This is a genomic window from Burkholderia sp. MSMB1588 (genome assembly GCF_001546925.1).
GTDB lineage: Bacteria > Pseudomonadota > Gammaproteobacteria > Burkholderiales > Burkholderiaceae > Burkholderia > Burkholderia humptydooensis.
Window position 1 is genome coordinate 3,529,065 of record NZ_LNJS01000001.1, and the last position, 16,052, is coordinate 3,545,116.

At 68.2% G+C, this 16,052-nt stretch carries 15 protein-coding genes and 1 riboswitch; all 15 genes read right to left on the reverse strand.

What is annotated here, in order from left to right:
* Positions 1-45: 45 nt before the first annotated feature.
* Positions 46-876: a methylenetetrahydrofolate reductase [NAD(P)H] gene (metF, locus tag WS92_RS27935; protein ID WP_006023806.1), complete on the reverse strand. Its 831-nt coding sequence runs from the start codon at positions 874-876 to the stop codon at positions 46-48.
* 18 nt (positions 877-894) lie between these two features.
* The gene (locus tag WS92_RS27940) at positions 895-1,248 is read right to left on the reverse strand and encodes a phage holin family protein (protein WP_006023807.1); all 354 of its coding nucleotides are present in this window, start codon (positions 1,246-1,248) and stop codon (positions 895-897) included.
* A gap of 164 nt (positions 1,249-1,412) precedes the next feature.
* Complete coding sequence (gene ahcY, locus WS92_RS27945) at positions 1,413-2,834, reverse strand: adenosylhomocysteinase (protein ID WP_006023808.1); 1,422 nt, start codon at positions 2,832-2,834, stop codon at positions 1,413-1,415.
* Positions 2,835-2,869: 35 nt separating this feature from the next.
* A riboswitch (S-adenosyl-L-homocysteine riboswitch) is annotated at positions 2,870-3,009 on the reverse strand.
* Between the two features lie 134 nt (positions 3,010-3,143).
* Positions 3,144-3,878 carry an RNA polymerase sigma factor FliA gene (locus WS92_RS27950; RefSeq protein ID WP_006023809.1) on the reverse strand — a complete coding sequence of 245 codons (735 nt, stop codon included), beginning with the start codon at positions 3,876-3,878 and terminating at the stop codon, positions 3,144-3,146.
* A gap of 21 nt (positions 3,879-3,899) precedes the next feature.
* A complete protein-coding gene (locus tag WS92_RS27955; protein WP_006023810.1) occupies positions 3,900-4,712 on the reverse strand; it encodes a MinD/ParA family ATP-binding protein in 813 nt (270 codons plus the stop codon).
* Positions 4,705-6,426: a flagellar biosynthesis GTPase FlhF gene (gene flhF / locus WS92_RS27960; protein WP_059934771.1), complete on the reverse strand. Its 1,722-nt coding sequence runs from the start codon at positions 6,424-6,426 to the stop codon at positions 4,705-4,707. The genes WS92_RS27955 and flhF overlap by 8 nt, the downstream gene beginning before the upstream one ends.
* Positions 6,423-8,525: a flagellar biosynthesis protein FlhA gene (gene flhA / locus WS92_RS27965; RefSeq protein WP_059934770.1), complete on the reverse strand. Its 2,103-nt coding sequence runs from the start codon at positions 8,523-8,525 to the stop codon at positions 6,423-6,425. Before flhA ends, flhF begins: the two co-directional genes overlap by 4 nt.
* Entirely contained in the window at positions 8,522-9,727 is a 1,206-nt protein-coding gene (flhB, locus tag WS92_RS27970) for a flagellar biosynthesis protein FlhB (protein ID WP_006023813.1), read from the reverse strand. Before flhB ends, flhA begins: the two co-directional genes overlap by 4 nt.
* A gap of 371 nt (positions 9,728-10,098) precedes the next feature.
* Positions 10,099-11,382 (reverse strand): DUF3443 domain-containing protein, encoded by a 1,284-nt coding sequence (locus WS92_RS27975; protein ID WP_006023815.1) that lies wholly within the window; start codon positions 11,380-11,382, stop codon positions 10,099-10,101.
* 22 nt (positions 11,383-11,404) lie between these two features.
* Positions 11,405-11,908: a DUF2844 domain-containing protein gene (locus WS92_RS27980; RefSeq protein ID WP_059934769.1), complete on the reverse strand. Its 504-nt coding sequence runs from the start codon at positions 11,906-11,908 to the stop codon at positions 11,405-11,407.
* A gap of 198 nt (positions 11,909-12,106) precedes the next feature.
* On the reverse strand, positions 12,107-12,835 hold the full coding sequence (gene cheZ, locus WS92_RS27985) for a protein phosphatase CheZ (protein WP_043281840.1): 729 nt from the start codon (positions 12,833-12,835) through the stop codon (positions 12,107-12,109).
* Between the two features lies 1 nt (position 12,836).
* Entirely contained in the window at positions 12,837-13,232 is a 396-nt protein-coding gene (gene cheY, locus WS92_RS27990; RefSeq protein WP_004185006.1) for a chemotaxis response regulator CheY, read from the reverse strand.
* A gap of 75 nt (positions 13,233-13,307) precedes the next feature.
* Complete coding sequence (locus WS92_RS27995; RefSeq protein ID WP_015602235.1) at positions 13,308-14,402, reverse strand: protein-glutamate methylesterase/protein-glutamine glutaminase; 1,095 nt, start codon at positions 14,400-14,402, stop codon at positions 13,308-13,310.
* A 5-nt stretch (positions 14,403-14,407) separates the two neighbouring features.
* Positions 14,408-15,112, reverse strand: coding sequence for a chemoreceptor glutamine deamidase CheD (gene cheD / locus WS92_RS28000; RefSeq protein ID WP_059934768.1), 705 nt, complete (start codon positions 15,110-15,112; stop codon positions 14,408-14,410).
* Positions 15,109-16,050 carry a CheR family methyltransferase gene (locus tag WS92_RS28005; RefSeq protein ID WP_059934767.1) on the reverse strand — a complete coding sequence of 314 codons (942 nt, stop codon included), beginning with the start codon at positions 16,048-16,050 and terminating at the stop codon, positions 15,109-15,111. Before WS92_RS28005 ends, cheD begins: the two co-directional genes overlap by 4 nt.
* Between the last annotated feature and the right edge of the window lie 2 nt (positions 16,051-16,052).

Genomic DNA, 16,052 nt, shown 5'->3' on the forward strand with positions numbered 1-16,052 from the left:
AGCGACGAATGCGGCGCGCAGCCGCACGGGCCGCGCCGGCCGGCGTCAGAGCCCCAGCCGCTCGCAGACGATCTTCGTCGCCGCCGCGCCGTTGAGCGTGTAGAAGTGCAGACCGGGCACGCCCGCGTCGACGAGCCGCCGGCAAAGCCCCGTGACGACGTCCGCGCCGAACGCGCGGATCGAGTCCTTGTCGTCGCCGAAGCTTTCGAGCCGGCGCGCGATCCAGCGCGGCACTTCCGCGCCGCACATCTCGGAGAAGCGCATCAACTGCGAGAAGTTCGTGATCGGCATGATGCCCGGCACGACCGGCACGTCGACGCCGAGCTTCGCCGCGTCTTCGACGAAGCGGAAATACGCGTCCGCGTTGTAGAAGTACTGCGTGATCGCGGCGTTCGCGCCCGCCTTCACCTTGCGCGCGAAGTTCTCTAGATCGGCCTTCGGCGAGCGCGCCTGCGGGTGATACTCGGGATACGCGGCCACTTCGATCCGGAACCAGTCGCCGTGCTCGGCGCGGATGAAGCTGACGAGCTCGGACGCATAGCGCAGCTCGCCCACCTCGCCCATGCCGGACGGCAGATCGCCGCGCAGCGCGACGATGTGGCGGATGCCGTGCGAGCGGTACTGGTCGAGAATCGCGCGCAGGCTGTCCTTCGACGAGCCGATGCACGACAGATGCGGCGCGGCCTCGAGCCCCGCTTTCTGCATGTCGAGCACGGTGTCGAGCGTGCCTTGCTGTGTCGAGCCGCCCGCGCCGAACGTGACGGACACGAATTTCGGCTTGAGCGGCGCGAGTTGCGCGCGCGTCGCGCGCAGCTTGTCGACGCCTTCCGCCGTCTTCGGCGGAAAGAATTCAAAGGAAAGTTCGATCGGGTTCATGATTCAGGTGTCACCCCGTCAGCCGATATTGCGCTGACCGAAGATCAGGGCGGACAGCAGCCACGACACGATGCTGTACAGGATCGAACCGAAGAACGCGGACCAGAATCCCGACACTTCGAAGCCCTTCAGCAGCGACGCCGCGAGCCAGAAGCACAGCGCGTTCACGACGAGGATGAAGAGGCCGAGTGTGACGATCGTCACGGGCAGCGTGAGCAGGATCAGGACCGGCCGGATCACCGCATTGATGAGACCCAGCACGACCGCGACGACGAGCGCCGTGCCGAAGCTCTTGATGTGGATCGACGGCACGAGGTACGTGATGATCAAGAGCGCGAGCGCGTTGATGATCCAGGTCAGGATGACGGTCATGGATTGCTCCTTCTGCGGTTGACGATCCGGCCGGGCGCGGCCGCCCCGGAAGATGAGAACGCGCGATGCGTCGGGCGGCGCACTTCGCCCGCCGACGCGCCGCGCGCGGCGGACGTCAGGCGAGCGGCCGCCCGGCGCCCGCGCGCCGGGTACGGATCAAGATATCAGTAACGATAGTGATCCGGCTTGAACGGGCCCGCCTTCGACACGCCGATGTACGCCGCCTGATCGTCCGACAGCTCGGAGAGCTGCGCGCCGATGCGCGCGAGGTGCAGGCGCGCGACCTTTTCGTCGAGGTGCTTCGGCAGCACGTACACCTTGTTGCCGTACTCGCCGCCGCGCGTGAACAGCTCGATCTGCGCGAGGGTCTGGTTCGTGAACGAGTTCGACATCACGAACGACGGGTGGCCCGTCGCGCAGCCGAGGTTCACGAGGCGGCCTTCGGCCAGCAGGATCACGCGCTTGCCGTCCGGGAAGATGATGTGGTCGACCTGCGGCTTGATGTTCTCCCACTGGTACTGGCGGGTCGACGCGACGTCGATTTCCGAATCGAAGTGGCCGATGTTGCAGACGATCGCGTTGTGGCGCATCGCCTTCATGTGATCATGATTGATCACGTGGTAGTTGCCGGTGGCCGTCACGAAGAGGTCGGCCTTGTCGGCCGCGTATTCCATCGTCACGACGCGGTAGCCTTCCATCGCCGCCTGCAGCGCGCAGATCGGATCGATTTCCGTCACCCACACCGTAGCGCCAAGGCCGCGCAGCGACTGCGCGCAGCCCTTGCCCACGTCGCCGTAGCCCGCGACCACCGCGATCTTGCCCGCGATCATCACGTCGGTCGCGCGCTTGATGCCGTCGACGAGCGACTCGCGGCAGCCGTACAGGTTGTCGAACTTCGACTTCGTCACGGAATCGTTCACGTTGAACGCCGGGAACGGCAGGCGGCCGTCCTTTTCCATCTGGTACAGGCGGTGCACGCCCGTCGTCGTCTCCTCGGTCACGCCCTTGATGTGCGCGAGGCGCTTCGAGTACCAGTTGCCGTCGGCCTCGAGGTGGCGCTCGATCGACTTGAAGAGCGCGACTTCTTCCTCGTTGGTCGGCGTCGCGATCACCGAGCGGTCCTTCTCGGCCTTCGAGCCGAGGATGAGGAGCAGCGTCGCATCGCCGCCGTCGTCGAGGATCATGTTCGCGAACTCGCCGTTCGGCCATTCGAAGATGCGGTGCGAGAACTCCCAGTATTCGTCGAGCGATTCGCCCTTGAACGCGAAGACGGGCGTGCCGGCTTCGACGATCGCGGCGGCCGCGTGATCCTGCGTCGAGAAGATGTTGCACGACGCCCAGCGGACGTCCGCGCCGAGCGCCTTCAGCGTCTCGATCAGCACGCCCGTCTGGATCGTCATGTGCAGCGAGCCGGCGATGCGCGCGCCTTTCAGCGGCTGCTGCGCCTTGTATTCGTCGCGGATCTGCACGAGGCCGGGCATCTCGGTCTCGGCGATGTTCAGTTCCTTGCGGCCCCAGCCGGCCAACGCGATATCGGCGACGACGTAATCTTGTGCGGATTGGGAATCGATGACAGCGGCGTTCATCACGCCCTCCTTTCTAAAAAAAGTTCTAGAAAATTGTGACGTGAGCGCCGTTCAAGTAAGCGGCCGACATCGGCGGGAACGATCGCCGCTAAGCGACGATGCTGCGCCGACACACCGCTCGGTTGACCATTTCCGAGCCTGGCGGGCGGGGCCCGTCGCAACGCTCCTCGGAAACGAGGTGGGATTGTAGCAAATCGAGACGAAATTTTCCTGTCGGGCGGGGCCGGCCGCTCCCGTGCGGCATTTTGCCCGCTTCGCCGGCGCGCGCGGTTCAGCCGCGCCTCGCGCGCGAGGCCGCCGCGCGGCCGCTCAGCTCTCCGTGCCGACCCACGCCTGCTCGCGCAGCTTCGCGCGCAGCCGCGCGACCGCCTGGCTGTGCAGTTGGCACACGCGCGACTCGCTCACCTCGAGCACCGCGCCGATCTCGCGCAGGTTCAGCCCGCGCTCGTAGTACAGCGACATCAGCAGCTTCTCGCGCTCCGGCAGGTGCTCGATCGCATCGACGAGCGCGTCGCGCAGATGCTCGTCGAGCAGCGCCGACAGCGGATCGCTGTGATCGGCGCGGTAGCGGTCGAGAAACGGCTCGTCGTCGGCCGAGCGGTCGAAGTCCTCGTAGTAGACGAGCTGGCTGCCGTGCAGGTCCTGCAGCATCGACTGGTACTCGTCGAGCGGCATCTGCAGGTGCGCGGCGATCTCCGTCTCGTTCGCCGAGCGGCCGAGCCGCTGCTCGACCTGATGCACCGCGTGCTCGACCTCGCGCGAGGTCTTGCGCAGGCTGCGCGGCAGCCAGTCGTTGCTGCGCAGCTCGTCGAGCATCGCGCCGCGGATGCGCTGCGTCGCATAGGTCTCGAACTGCGCGCCCTGGTCTTCCTTGTAGCGGCTCGCCGCGTCGAGCAGGCCGATCATGCCGGCCTGGATCAGGTCGTCGAGGTCCACGCTCGCCGGCATCTTCGCGACGAGCTGCAGGCCGAGGCGACGCACGAGCGGCGCATATTGCGTCAGCACTTCGTCCTGGGAAATCTTGCCTTGAGCGTTATACATCATGCCCTCTCTTCGTCGTGGCGTTCAGGCGGCATGAGCCGCGCCTCGTTCAAACGCCGAACTTCCCGTCCGGACCCGGCCGATGCCCGGACTCGGGCGCATCGGCCAATACAGCAGATCGGCGGCGATCTGCCGGTAATCGCGCGCCGCCGCCGCCGACGGGAACGCGTCCACCACCGTGTGCGCGAGCCCGCGCGCGCGCTCGATCAGCGCATCGGCGGCGACGCAACCGGCGTTCGACAGCGACACGCACAGATACCGGCTCGCGACGCCCGCGAGGTTCTCGTAGGCGGCTCTCGCGTCGGCCGCGCTCTGCACGTGATTGATCAGCACGCGAAACTGCGCGAGCGCGTGCGCGTAGTGCAGCCGCTTCATGCATGCGTACGCCTCGGTGATCGCCGACGCCGACACGCGCGTGACGATGAGCACGTCGTGCGCGTCGCGCGCGAGCGCGGAGAACGCGCCGCTCGCGTCGAGCTGCGCGTCGACCAGCACGATGTCCGCCGCGCCGTCGCCGAGCGTCTCGAGCTGCGCATCGCTGTAGCCGACGCGCGCGAGCCGCGACGCCTCGCACACCGCGAAGCCGAGCTCGTGCCGCACCGGCTCGCCGTCGCGCAGCCACGAGCCGCACAGCGTCGCCGTGATCGAGCGGACGTTCGCGCGCTCGTCGACGACGAGCACGTCCTTGCCGAGCGCGGCGAGCGCCGCGGCGAGATTGGCGACCGTCGACGTGCAGCCGACGCCCGACGGTCCGCCCGTCACCGCGACGACGCGCGACGCGCGTCCGGCGAGCAGGCGCCGCAATCCTTCTGCCTGGTCGGCGATGCGCTTATCCAAAGCGGACCTCGTGCAGTTCGTTGCCGGTGCGCGGGCTCAACGCGGACAGCATCGCCGGCAGGTCGTCGTCGTGCGGCACGAACGGCGAATCCTCGCGCGGCGCGCAGAACGCGCTCTTGAGCAGGAATTTCTTCGTCGCGACGTACAGGTTCTCGGGCACCTTCTGGCCGGTCGACACGTAGTGGACCGGCAGCTTGTAGCGGATCACCGTGTCGAGCACGCCGCCCAGGTTGCTCGCCTCGTCGAGCTTCGTCAGGATGCAGCCCGCGAGATCGGGCAGGGCCGCTTCAGACTGGCCGGCCGCGCTGCGATACGCCTGCACGACTTCGTTGAGCGTGTCGCCGTGGCTCGTCGCGTTCAGCAGCAGCAGGCGCTGCACCGGCGTGTCCGCGCCGTGCAGCATCGCGATCTGGTCGGACACCGTGCGGTCGCGCTGGCTCATGCCGATCGTGTCGATCAGCACCATGTGCTTGTTGCGCAGCTCGGCAAGCGCGAGCTGCAGATCGCCGCCGTCCTTCACCGCATGCACCGGCACGCCGAGGATCTTGCCGAAGATGCGCAGTTGCTCGTGGCCGCCGATCCGGTAGCTGTCCGTCGTGAGCAGCGCGACCTTGCTCGCGCCGAAGCGCATCACGCAGCGCGCCGCGAGCTTCGCGGTCGTCGTCGTCTTGCCGACGCCCGTCGGGCCCATCAGCGCGAACACGCCGCCGCGCTCCATCAGCGCATCCTCGCTGTCGAGCACGGGCAGGTTCGCCGCGAGCACCGACTGCGCCCAGTCGGCCGCCGCGTCGAGCGTGTCGTAGCCCGCGCCTTCCGGCAGGTTGTCGACAATCATCCGCACGAGCTGCGCGGAGAAGCCCGCCGCGAACAGGTATTTCATCAGCGCGCCGTGCACCGGGTTGCGGCGCTGGCGCTCGTTCCACATCAGGCCCGCGAACTGCTCTTCCATCAGCTCGCGCAGCGAGCCGAGCTCCTGCATCACCGTATCGTTGACGATGCGCTCGATGCGCGCCTTCACCGCGTCCGCGACGGCGGTTGCCGCATCCTCGGGCAGGCGCAGCGCCGGCTTCGCCGCCGAAGGTTCGTCGGGCGGCAGCCGGCGCGCGGCATGGCGCACGATGTCGAGCGCCCATTCGGGCGCTTCGTCGGCTACCGCGCGCTCGCGCGGCGCGTGCGTTGCGTGCGTTGCGCGCGCCGCGGCGCGCGGCCGCGCAACGAGCTCGTCGTGCTGCTTCGTCAGCCGCTTCGCGTGCTCGACGAGCCACGGCGCGGGCTCGGACGGCGCGGCGGGCTGGGCGGGCATGGAGACGGCGGGCTGCGCGTCGCCGTCGGCCGATGCGTCGACGCTCGCGCCGAACACCGACGAGAACACGTCGGGCATGCAGCCCGCCGCGTACGGATTCGCGGCCGCGCGCAACGTCGGCGCCGAGGCCGACGCGCCGGACGCGGCGGCGCTCGGCACGACGACCGATGCGGCGGGCGACGCGAACGACGGCCCCGAAGGCGCATGCGGCTGGGCCGCACCGTGCGCGGCAGCCTCGGCCGCGCGGCGCGTCGAGATGTCGGCGAGCTCGGCGGCGGGCAGCGCGACGATCTCGACGCGCCCGTCTTCGAGCGTCCGGTTGGACAGTACCGCCGCGTCGGCACCCATCGCTTCGCGCACGAGGCGCAGCGCGTCGCGGCTCGTCGGACCAATGAATTTGCGAATGTTCAAGCGGTACCCCCAATGACGTTAACGACCTTGATCGTGCGCGTGTCCGGCACTTCGGCGTAGGACAGCACTTTCAATTGCGGCAGGCTGCGGCGCAGGAAGCGCGCGAGCATCGCGCGCAGCGCGTGCTGGACGAGCAGCACGGGCGGCAGCCCCATGTTCTGTTGGCGCAGCATCGCGTCTTGCGTGCCGACGAGCAGCGTGTGCGCGAGCCCCGGCTCGAGGCCCGGATTCGCACCCGTGGCGAGCGCCTGCGACAGCACGCGCTCGAGATTCGCGTCGAGCCCCATCACCTGCATCTCGCCCGCGCCCGGATACCACTGCTGCGTGATCGCGCGGCCGAGCGAAAGACGCACGGCGGCCGTGAGGTCGTACGGATCGGTGATGCGGCCCGCCTGCTCGGACACGGCTTCGATGATCGTGCGCATGTCGCGGATCGGCACGCCTTCGTCGAGCAGGCTCTGCAGCACCTTCTGCAGCGTCGTGAGCGAGATCGTCTTCGGCACCAGATCCTCGACGAGCGACGGCGCGTCCTTGCCGGTGCGCTCGATGAGCGCCTGCACTTCCTGGCGGCCGAGCAGCTCGGCCGCGTGCTGGACGACGAGATGATTCAGATGCGTCGCGACGACGGTGCTCGCGTCGACGACCGTGTAGCCGTACACCTGCGCCTGCTCGCGCAGCGCCGTGTCGATCCACACGGCGGGCAGCCCGAACGCCGGGTCCTGCGTCGGCGCGCCCGGCAGCGCGGCCGTAACCTGGCCCGGGTTGATCGCGAGCCACTGGCCCGGATACGCTTCGCCCGTGCCGACCGCGACGCCCTTGAGCGCGATCCGGTAAGCGTTCGGGCGCAGCTCGAGGTTGTCGCGTATATGGATGACGGGCGGCAAAAAGCCGATTTCCTGCGCGAATTTCTTGCGGATGCTCTTGATCCGCTTGAGCAGCTCGCCGTCGGCGTTCCTGTCGACGAGCGGAATCAGCCGGTAGCCGACTTCGAGGCCGAGCGGATCGATGAGCGTCACGTCTTCCCATGTCGCCTCGTGGCTGTCGGCCGGCAGCGCCGCGGGCGGCGCGATCTCGGCGACCATGCCCGCCGCCTTCTTCGCGGCCTCGCGCCGGGTCATCGTGCGCGACAGCCAGATCGCGCCGCCGCCGAGCAGCAGGAACGCGAAATGCGGCATGTTCGGGATGAGGCCCATCAGCACGATGATCGAGCCCGTGATCATCAGCACGCGCGGGTTCGTGAAAAGCTGCGTCGTGAGCTGCGTGCCGATGTCCTCGTCGGTCGCGACGCGCGAGACGATCACGCCGGCCGCGGTCGAGATCACGAGCGACGGGATCTGCGCGACGAGGCCGTCGCCGATCGTGAGCAGCGTGTAGTTCTTGCCCGCCGCGGCGAAGCTCATGTCGTGCTGGAGAATCCCGACGATGAGGCCGCCGATCACGTTGATCGCCATGATGATGAGGCCCGCGATCGCGTCGCCGCGCACGAACTTCGACGCGCCGTCCATCGACCCGTAGAACTCCGCCTCCTGCGCGACCGCCCGGCGGCGCTTCTTCGCCTGCTCTTCGTTGATGAGGCCGGCGTTCAGGTCGGCGTCGATCGCCATCTGCTTGCCGGGCATCGCGTCGAGCGTGAAGCGTGCGGACACTTCGGCGATCCGGCCCGCGCCCTTCGTGATCACCATGAAGTTGATGATCATCAGGATCACGAACACGACGATGCCGACCGCGAAGTTGCCGCCGACGAGGAAGTGGCCGAACGCCTCGATCACCTGGCCGGCCGCGTCGGGGCCCGTGTGGCCTTCGAGCAGCACGATGCGCGTCGACGCGACGTTCAGCGACAGGCGCAGGAGCGTCGAGAACAGCAGCACGCTCGGGAACGCTGCGAAGTCGAGCGGCTTCATCGTGTACATGCTGACGAGCAGCACCATCACCGACAGCGCGATGTTGAACGTGAAGAACAGATCGAGCAGCAGCGGCGGCAGCGGCAGGATCATCATCCCGAGAATCATGCAGATGAGGATCGGGCCCGCGAGCGCGCGCAGGTTCGTGCCCGCGAAAAGCTGCGCGCGCTTGCCGAGGAGGCCGGCCGGCATGTTCATGCGGCACCTCCGGCGGCGCGGCCGCCGAGCGCGTCCTCGGCCTCTTCGCGCTCGTCTTGCGGCGCGACGTGCGCGCCCTTGTCGAGTTCCGCCGGCACGTCGAGATCGACGGGCGTCTCGGGCGCGATCCCGCCTTCGGCGTGAAAGCGCTTCAACTGATACACCCACGCGAGCACTTCGGCGACGGCCGAATACAGCGTGCCGGGAATCTCGCGCTCAAGATCGACGTTGTGATAGAGCGCACGCGCGAGCGGCGGCGCTTCGAGGAGCGGCACGCGGTGCTCGGCCGCGAGCTCGCGGATCCGCGCGGCGACGAGGTTCACGCCCTTCGCGACGACCTTCGGCGCGCGCATCTCGCCGTCCGTGTACTTGAGCGCGACCGCGAAGCGCGTCGGGTTCGTGACGACGACGTCGGCCGTCGGCACGTTCGCCATCATCCGGCGGCGCGCCATCGCGCGCTGCTGCTGGCGAATCCGCCCCTTCACGTGCGGATCGCCTTCGTTCTCGCGGTGTTCGCGCTTCACTTCTTCCTTCGTCATGCGCAGCTTCTTGTTGTACTGCCAGAGTTGGTACGGCACGTCGAGGCCCGCGACGACGAGCATCCCCGCCACCGTCATCCCGCAGCACACGGCGACGAGATGCAGCGCGCCGGCGAGCGCCGCATCGAGCGGCTGGGTCGCGAGGCCGAGCAATTCGTCCTTGCTGCGCCAGATCGCGATGCCGCCGATCCCGCCGACGACGAGCGTCTTCGCAATCGACATCCCGAGCTGGATCGGACCTTGAATCGAGAAAATGCGGCCGAGGCCCGTGACCGGGTTCAGGCGATCGAACTTCAGCTCGAACGTCTTCGTCGACACGAGCCAGCCGCCGAGCGCCATCGGCGCGGCGAGCGCCGCGACGCCGGTGAGCGCGAGCACGGGCGCGAGCGCGTAGAGCCCTTCGAGGCTCAGCGTGCCCGCGTGCGACAGCATCCGGTTCGTGTCGAACGCGGCTGCGCGATCGAACGAGAACGCGGCGCGCATCATCGTGCGCAGGTGCTCGCCGATCGGGCCCGACAGCATCCACGCGCCATAGAAGCCTGCCGACAGCAGCGCGAACGAAGCCAGCTCGCGCGAGCGCGCGACCTGCCCCTCCTCGCGCGCCTTCTCGCGGCGCTTGGGCGTGGCGGCTTCTGTCCGGTCGAGATCGCTGTCCTCAGCCACGCGGGCCTCCAGATGGCGCGGCGGGATGCCGCTTTCCAGTGACACCGATTATTCCCGCGGCGGTCAACGGGCGATCGGTCGAGGAAAGCGGGAAAACCGGGGTATTTCTTCGAATCGGTTGCGGGGGCGAACGGCGGGTGTAAGGGGGTCTTGGGGGCGCGATCGGGGAGCGATCGGGGAGCGGGAGCGGAGGCCGGAAGCGCGAAGCGGACAGCGGCCTGCTCGCCGAGGCTCCCGCCGCCTGACGCGCCGCGCGCGGCCCCGCGGCTTTCGTCGTCTCGATGCAAAAAGGGGCGCGATTTTTCTCGCGCCCCTTTTGCCGTCAGTCGCCGCGCGCGGGCCCCAGGAACGGGACACCCGCGCGCGCCGCGTCACAACGCGACATACGGCGGCGGACCGCCGCTGCCCGTCATGTCCATCCCGAAGTACAGCGTCTTGCCGAAGAAGTGCGGCAAGCCGAAGTCGAGCATCCGCGTGTTGCCGAACGGGCCGCCCAGGTTCGGCACCGCCGATCCATACGACGAAAACAGCGAGCTCGCATTGCCGATCGAGATCGACGGCGAAGCCTGCGCGCCGTTCAGGCCGACGACGGTGGCCGTCGTCGTTTGCATGCTCGACGGGCAGTAGAACGACGAATTGTTGCCGCACACGGGCAGCGAGACCGCCGTGCTGCCGCCCGTATCGAAGAAGTACGCATTCGAGCCGGTGTCGAAGAACGCCTGCGTGATCGCGCGGCCGAGCAGCGTGCCCGTCAGATCGCCCGCGGTCGTCGACGTGAGCTTCGTCACGCCCGCCGGCAGCGCGTTGTTCGACTGCGTGTTGATTCCGAACGTCAGCGTGCCCGTCGCGCTGCCGCCCGACGGCGGGTTCATCGCGACGATCACGCCGTTGTTGTCGCCCGCAAAGCTCGGCACCGGATTGGCGACCTGCTTCGCGAGCGGCACCGTCGTGACCTGGCAGCTCGTGTTGCCGTTCGGGCACGCGTAGTAGTTGCTGTAGAGCGTCGACGTCGTGCAATTCGAGCCGCAGTCGTACGGCGCGGGTCCGATCCCGAGAATGCCGTTCGCGCCGAGGTCTGCCGCGGTGTTCGACGGCGAGTTGCCGTTCGAGCACGACGTCGGCACGCCGGACGAGCCGAGGTCGCCGATGATCTGGACCGGCAGCGAGCTCGCCTGCTCGCCTGCGATCTTCACGTCGGCGGTGCGCACGGTGCCCCACGTGTAGCTCGTCACGAACTTGCCGCACTCGACGAGCGCGCCGCCGCTCACGCTCGACACGGGCAGGCTGCCGAGCACGCCCGACGCGGCGGTGTTGACGATCCGCAGCCCGTACGACGCGGTGTCGACGAGCACGTTGCCGATCGTCTGGCACGTCGACGTGCCGGGCGCGCAGATCGTCACGCTGACGGTCGGCATATTGATGATGGTCGCGACGCCCGTGCTGACGGTGATCGCCGCCTGGTTCGACGCGAGCGGCGTGCCGCCGGAACCGCCGTTCGAGCCGCCGCCCGCGGACGTGTTGCCGCCGCCGGAGCCGGTGTTCGCCGACGCGTTCGAGCCGCCGTCGCCGCCGCCGCACGCGGCGACGAGCGCGACCGTGGCTGCGGCGAGGCTCAGCGCGCCGAGCCAGCGAGTCAGAGTGTGTTGGAAGCGCAAGATCTGTCCCCTCCCGGCGCGATCACTGGATGTCGTTGATGGAGAAGCCGGCAGGCAGCGCCTGCGGCAGCCATGCCTGACCGGAATACGAGCCCATGTGGCCGCCCGTGTGGATGACGAGCCCGCTCGTGTCGATCGCGGCGGGCGCGCGCGGCCCGTGCGCGGCGCGCGACGCCTTCACGCCTGCCTCGTACTGCGAAAAATAGGTGCCGAGCAGGTCGGACAGGTTCGGCGCGACCGGGCCCTGCCACGACAGCGCGAACACGGTGCCCGCCGTCGACACGTATTCGCGCACGACCGTGCCCGAGCCGAGCGTCGTTTCGCGCACCGTGTAGCCGGCGGCGGCTGTCGATGCGCCACCCGCCGCGCGGATGCTGCGCTGCATCGAATGCACCGTCGCGGCGGTGTCCGCGGCGGGCGGGGTCATCGGCGCGCCGCCGAGGCCTGCGTGGGCGGGCGCGGCAAGCCACGCGCACATGAAGCCGGCCGCCGTCGCGGCGATCCGGCAGAATCGACTCGATCTCACTCCATTCCTCCTCGAATTCAGGCTCTGTATTCGGGCAGCGTAGGTCCGACGGACACACGCCGCTCATTATCGACAATCGAAAGTGAAAAGAAAGCCCTCGAGAGCCTGCAGATCAGGAGCGTAGTATGCCTGCAGCTTATGTCAAAAACCTATCGGCATTAATCTCGATAATTTTTAATTATTGCAAAACAATTCGACTCAAAATCCCAGACTCGCCAACAGATCGTCGACTTGCGCCTGATCCTGCACAACGTCTGCCTTTCCTTCCGGATTGATCTGCGGCCCATTGAGCAGCGATTCCGGCGTCATCGCGCCGCCCGCCTGCTCGGCGGCGAGCGCGGCGGCCGTCGCGGCGAACTGCTCGCGGCGCTCGGGCGCGATGTTCTCCACCAGCACGTTCAACAGTTGCTGCTCGATCAGGTAGACCATGTCCATGATCTTCTTGATCACCTGGCCCGTCAGATCCTGGAAGTCCTGCGCGAGCATGATCTCGAGCAGTTGCGCGTTGGTCGCGCCCGTCGCGTCCGGCAGCGCGCGCAGGAACTCGCGCGTGTCGTCCATCAGGCCGCGCACTTCCGCGCGCTCGATCGGCGTTTCATACCACTTCGCCCAGCGCGCGTCGAGCGCCGCGGCGTCCTGCTGCAGGCGCTCCTGCACGGGCTTCGCGATCTCGATCGCGGTCAGCACGCGCTCGGCCGCCTGCTCGGTCATCGCGACGACGTAGCGCAGCCGATCGCGAGCATCCGGCACGACTTCCGCTGCCTTCTCGACGTGCTTGTCGAGCCCCAGCTCGCGCATCGAGTCGCGCAGCGTGCGCGTCAACTGGCCGATGCGCGCGAGAATACGGTCGCTCGCCAGATCGGCGGCGTCGGCAAGGCGTTCGTCGGCGCTCGCGCCGGCAACCGCCACATCAATCGGCTCGTTCACGTCAGCTCCCCGCTTTCGCCATCTTTTCCAGAATCTTGTTGAGCTTCTCGTCGAGGGTCGCCGCCGTGAACGGCTTCACGACGTAGCCGCTCGCGCCCGCCTGCGCGGCCGCGATGATGTTCTCCTTCTTCGATTCGGCCGTCACCATCAGCACCGGCAGATGCGTGAGCGACGCGTCCGCGCGGATCTCCTTCAACATCGCGAGACCGTCGAGGTTCGGCATGTTCCAGTCGGAGATCACGAAGTCGTAGCCGCCGCCGCGCAGCCTCGCGAGGCCCGCCAGACCGTCCTCCGCCTCGTCGACGTTCGAATAGCCCAGCTCTTTCAGCAAGTTGCGGACGATCCGGCGCATCGTCGGAAAATCGTCCACCACCAGAATCTTCATGCTCTTGTCCATCGTCTGTTCCTTTCCTGATTCATGTCCTGTAACGGTGGCGCCTGGGGCCTGTCCACGCTGATGGCGTGGCCGGCGTTACACGCGCTGCACGCGATCGCCCATCGACGCGAGGCGCGCCATGATACGGCGACTCATGTCGGAAAGGGGCGCGACGTCGTCGACGCCGCCCATCGCGATCGCCTCGCGCGGCATGCCGAACACGACGCAGCTCGCCTCGTCCTGCGCGAATGTATACGCGCCCGCCTTTTTCATTTCAAGCAGCCCGGCCGCGCCGTCGCGGCCCATCCCCGTCAGGATCACGCCGAGCGCGTTCTTGCCCGCGTGCTGCGCGGCCGAGCGGAACAGCACGTCGACCGACGGGCGATGACGGTTGACGGGCGGATCGTCCGACAGGTGCGCGATGTAGTTCGCGCCGCTTCTCGCGAGCAGCAGGTGCGCGTGGCCGGGCGCGATGTACGCGTGGCCCGGCAGCACGCGCTCGCCGTGCTCCGCCTCCTTCACCGAGATCCGGCACAGCCCGTTCAGGCGCTGCGCGAACGAGCGCGTGAAACCGGGCGGCATGTGCTGCGCGATCAGCACGGCGGGCGCGTCGGGCGGCAGCGGCGTCAGCACTTCGCGGATCGCCTCGGTGCCGCCCGTCGACGCGCCGACGATGATCAGCTTCTCGGTACTGACGAGCGGGTTGTTGATGAGCGGCGCGACGGCGCCCGCGTGGCCGTGCGCGGCCGCGGCGGCAGCCGGATGCGGCTGCGGATTCTGCCGCACGCGCGCGCGCGATGCCGCGCGCACCTTGTCGGCCAGCTTTTCCGCGTAGTCGAGCATCCCGTCGCGAATCCCGACGCGCGGCTTCGTCACGAAGTCGACCGCGCCCAGCTCGAGCGCGCGCAGCGTGATCTCCGAGCCGCGCTCGGTCAGCGACGACACCATCACGACCGGCATCGGCCGCAGGCGCATCAGCTTTTCGAGAAAGTCGAGGCCGTCCATCCGCGGCATTTCGACGTCGAGCGTCAGCACGTCCGGGTTGTGCTGCTTGATCAGCTCTCGCGCCACGAGCGGATCGGGCGCCGTCGCGCACACCTCCATGTCGGGCTGGCTGTTGATGATTTCGGTCATCAGGCTGCGGATCAGCGCCGAATCGTCGACGCACAGCACTTTGATTTTCTTCTGCACAGCGTTCAAGCCTCCTGCTTTCTTGTGGCGGGCTGCGTGGCCCGCGTACCGAACAATTCGATGCGAGGCTTCGCCTGAGCCTTCGGCGCGGGCGTGCCGAACAGCTCGACGCGCGGCCGCGCGCGGGCGGCGCGCTCGACGCGCGGGCCGGCCGCCTCGCGCGCGAGCGCGGCTTCCCGCTCGGCGACATCGGGCGCCTGCACGCGCAGCTTCTTGACCATCGCCTGCCCCGTGTGCGGCATGAACGCGACCTTGCGCGGATGCACGCCCTGCAGATCCTCCGCGGTGATGCGGATGCGCTCGAGCGCCAGATAGCGGCGCGCGAAATCGGCGTTGCGATCGCCGATGTTGATCGTCGTCATCCCGGCGAGCACGGCCGCGCCGCCGAACACCTTCGCTTCGAAGCGCTCGCGGCGGCCGCCTGCCTTGATCAGCTCGTTGATCAGCACTTCCATCGCATACGCGCCGTAGCGCATCGATTCGGACGCGGCGGCGGACGGGTCCGCGCCGTCGTCCGGCAGCATGAAGTGGTTCATCCCGCCGATCCGCGCGATCGGATCGTGCAGGCACGCGGCGACGCACGAACCGAGCACGGTGACGAGGACCATGTCCTCGTGCGTCGTGTAGAACTCGTTCGGCAGCAGCTTCACGCCGCGGCGGTGAAAGTGCGCGTCGAAATAGAGATTGGTCGCGATCGGCAGCCCGCTCATCGGAGTTCCGCCTCCGCCGCCGCGACGCGCGCGCGCGCGCGCGGCGCGGCCGGCTGCCCGTCGCGCGTCAGCTCGTAGACCGTCTGCCCGCGCAGGCGAAACGCCTGCGTCACATACGTGAAGTTCTCCGAATGGCCGGCGAACAGCAGGCCGCCCGGCTTCATCAGCGGCTCGAAGCGCGCGAGCACCTGCGATTGCGTCGGCTTGTCGAAGTAGATCATCACGTTGCGGCAGAAGATCGCGTCGAACGGCTTCGTGAGGCCGTAGTCGGCGTCGGTCAGGTTCAACTGCCCGAAGCGGATCATCGCGCGCAGCTCGGGGCGCACCTTCACGCGGCCCGCCTGCGCGCCCGTGCCTTTCAGAAAGAAGCGCTTGAGCCGCTCGGGCGACAGGTGCTTGACCTGCTCGAACGCGTAGACCCCCGCCTCGGCCTTCGCGAGCACCTGCGTGTCGAGATCGGTCGCGAGCACGCTCGCCGAGCGCGCGGCCGATTCGCCGAGCGCCTCGACGAGCGTCATCGCGATCGAATACGGCTCTTCGCCCGTCGACGCCGCCGAGCACCACACCGACACCGGCTGCTCGCGGCGCTTGACGAATTCGGCGAGGATCGGAAAGTGATGCGACTCGCGGAAGAACGCGGTCAGGTTCGTCGTCAGCGAGTTCGTGAACGCTTCCCATTCGGACGGGTCGTTTTCACGTTCGAGCAGCTCGAGGTAATCGCAAAAGCGGTCGAGCCCACGCGCGCGCAGCCGCCGCGCGAGGCGGCTGTACGCCATGTCGCGCTTGTGCTCGGACAGCGAGATGCCCGCGCGCCGATGGATCAGCGCGCGGATCTTCGCGAAATCGGCGGACGTGAATTCGAAGTCCCGCGCAGCGTCGCCCGACCGCTCTTGCGGTTCGAGTGCGTCGAGACGAGTGGCGGCGCGTGCGGGCGTCATGG

Excerpts from the sequence above, each read along its gene's own strand:
- metF (WP_006023806.1), bottom strand. The coding sequence starts at position 876 with ATGAACCCGATCGAACTTTCCTTTGAATTCTTTCCGCCGAAGACGGCG.
- WS92_RS27940 (WP_006023807.1), bottom strand. The coding sequence starts at position 1,248 with ATGACCGTCATCCTGACCTGGATCATCAACGCGCTCGCGCTCTTGATC.
- ahcY (WP_006023808.1), bottom strand. The coding sequence starts at position 2,834 with ATGAACGCCGCTGTCATCGATTCCCAATCCGCACAAGATTACGTCGTC.
- WS92_RS27950 (WP_006023809.1), bottom strand. The coding sequence starts at position 3,878 with ATGATGTATAACGCTCAAGGCAAGATTTCCCAGGACGAAGTGCTGACG.
- flhA (WP_059934770.1), bottom strand. The coding sequence starts at position 8,525 with ATGAACATGCCGGCCGGCCTCCTCGGCAAGCGCGCGCAGCTTTTCGCG.
- cheY (WP_004185006.1), bottom strand. The coding sequence starts at position 13,232 with ATGGACAAGAGCATGAAGATTCTGGTGGTGGACGATTTTCCGACGATG.
- cheD (WP_059934768.1), bottom strand. The coding sequence starts at position 15,112 with ATGAGCGGGCTGCCGATCGCGACCAATCTCTATTTCGACGCGCACTTT.
- WS92_RS28005 (WP_059934767.1), bottom strand. The coding sequence starts at position 16,050 with ATGACGCCCGCACGCGCCGCCACTCGTCTCGACGCACTCGAACCGCAA.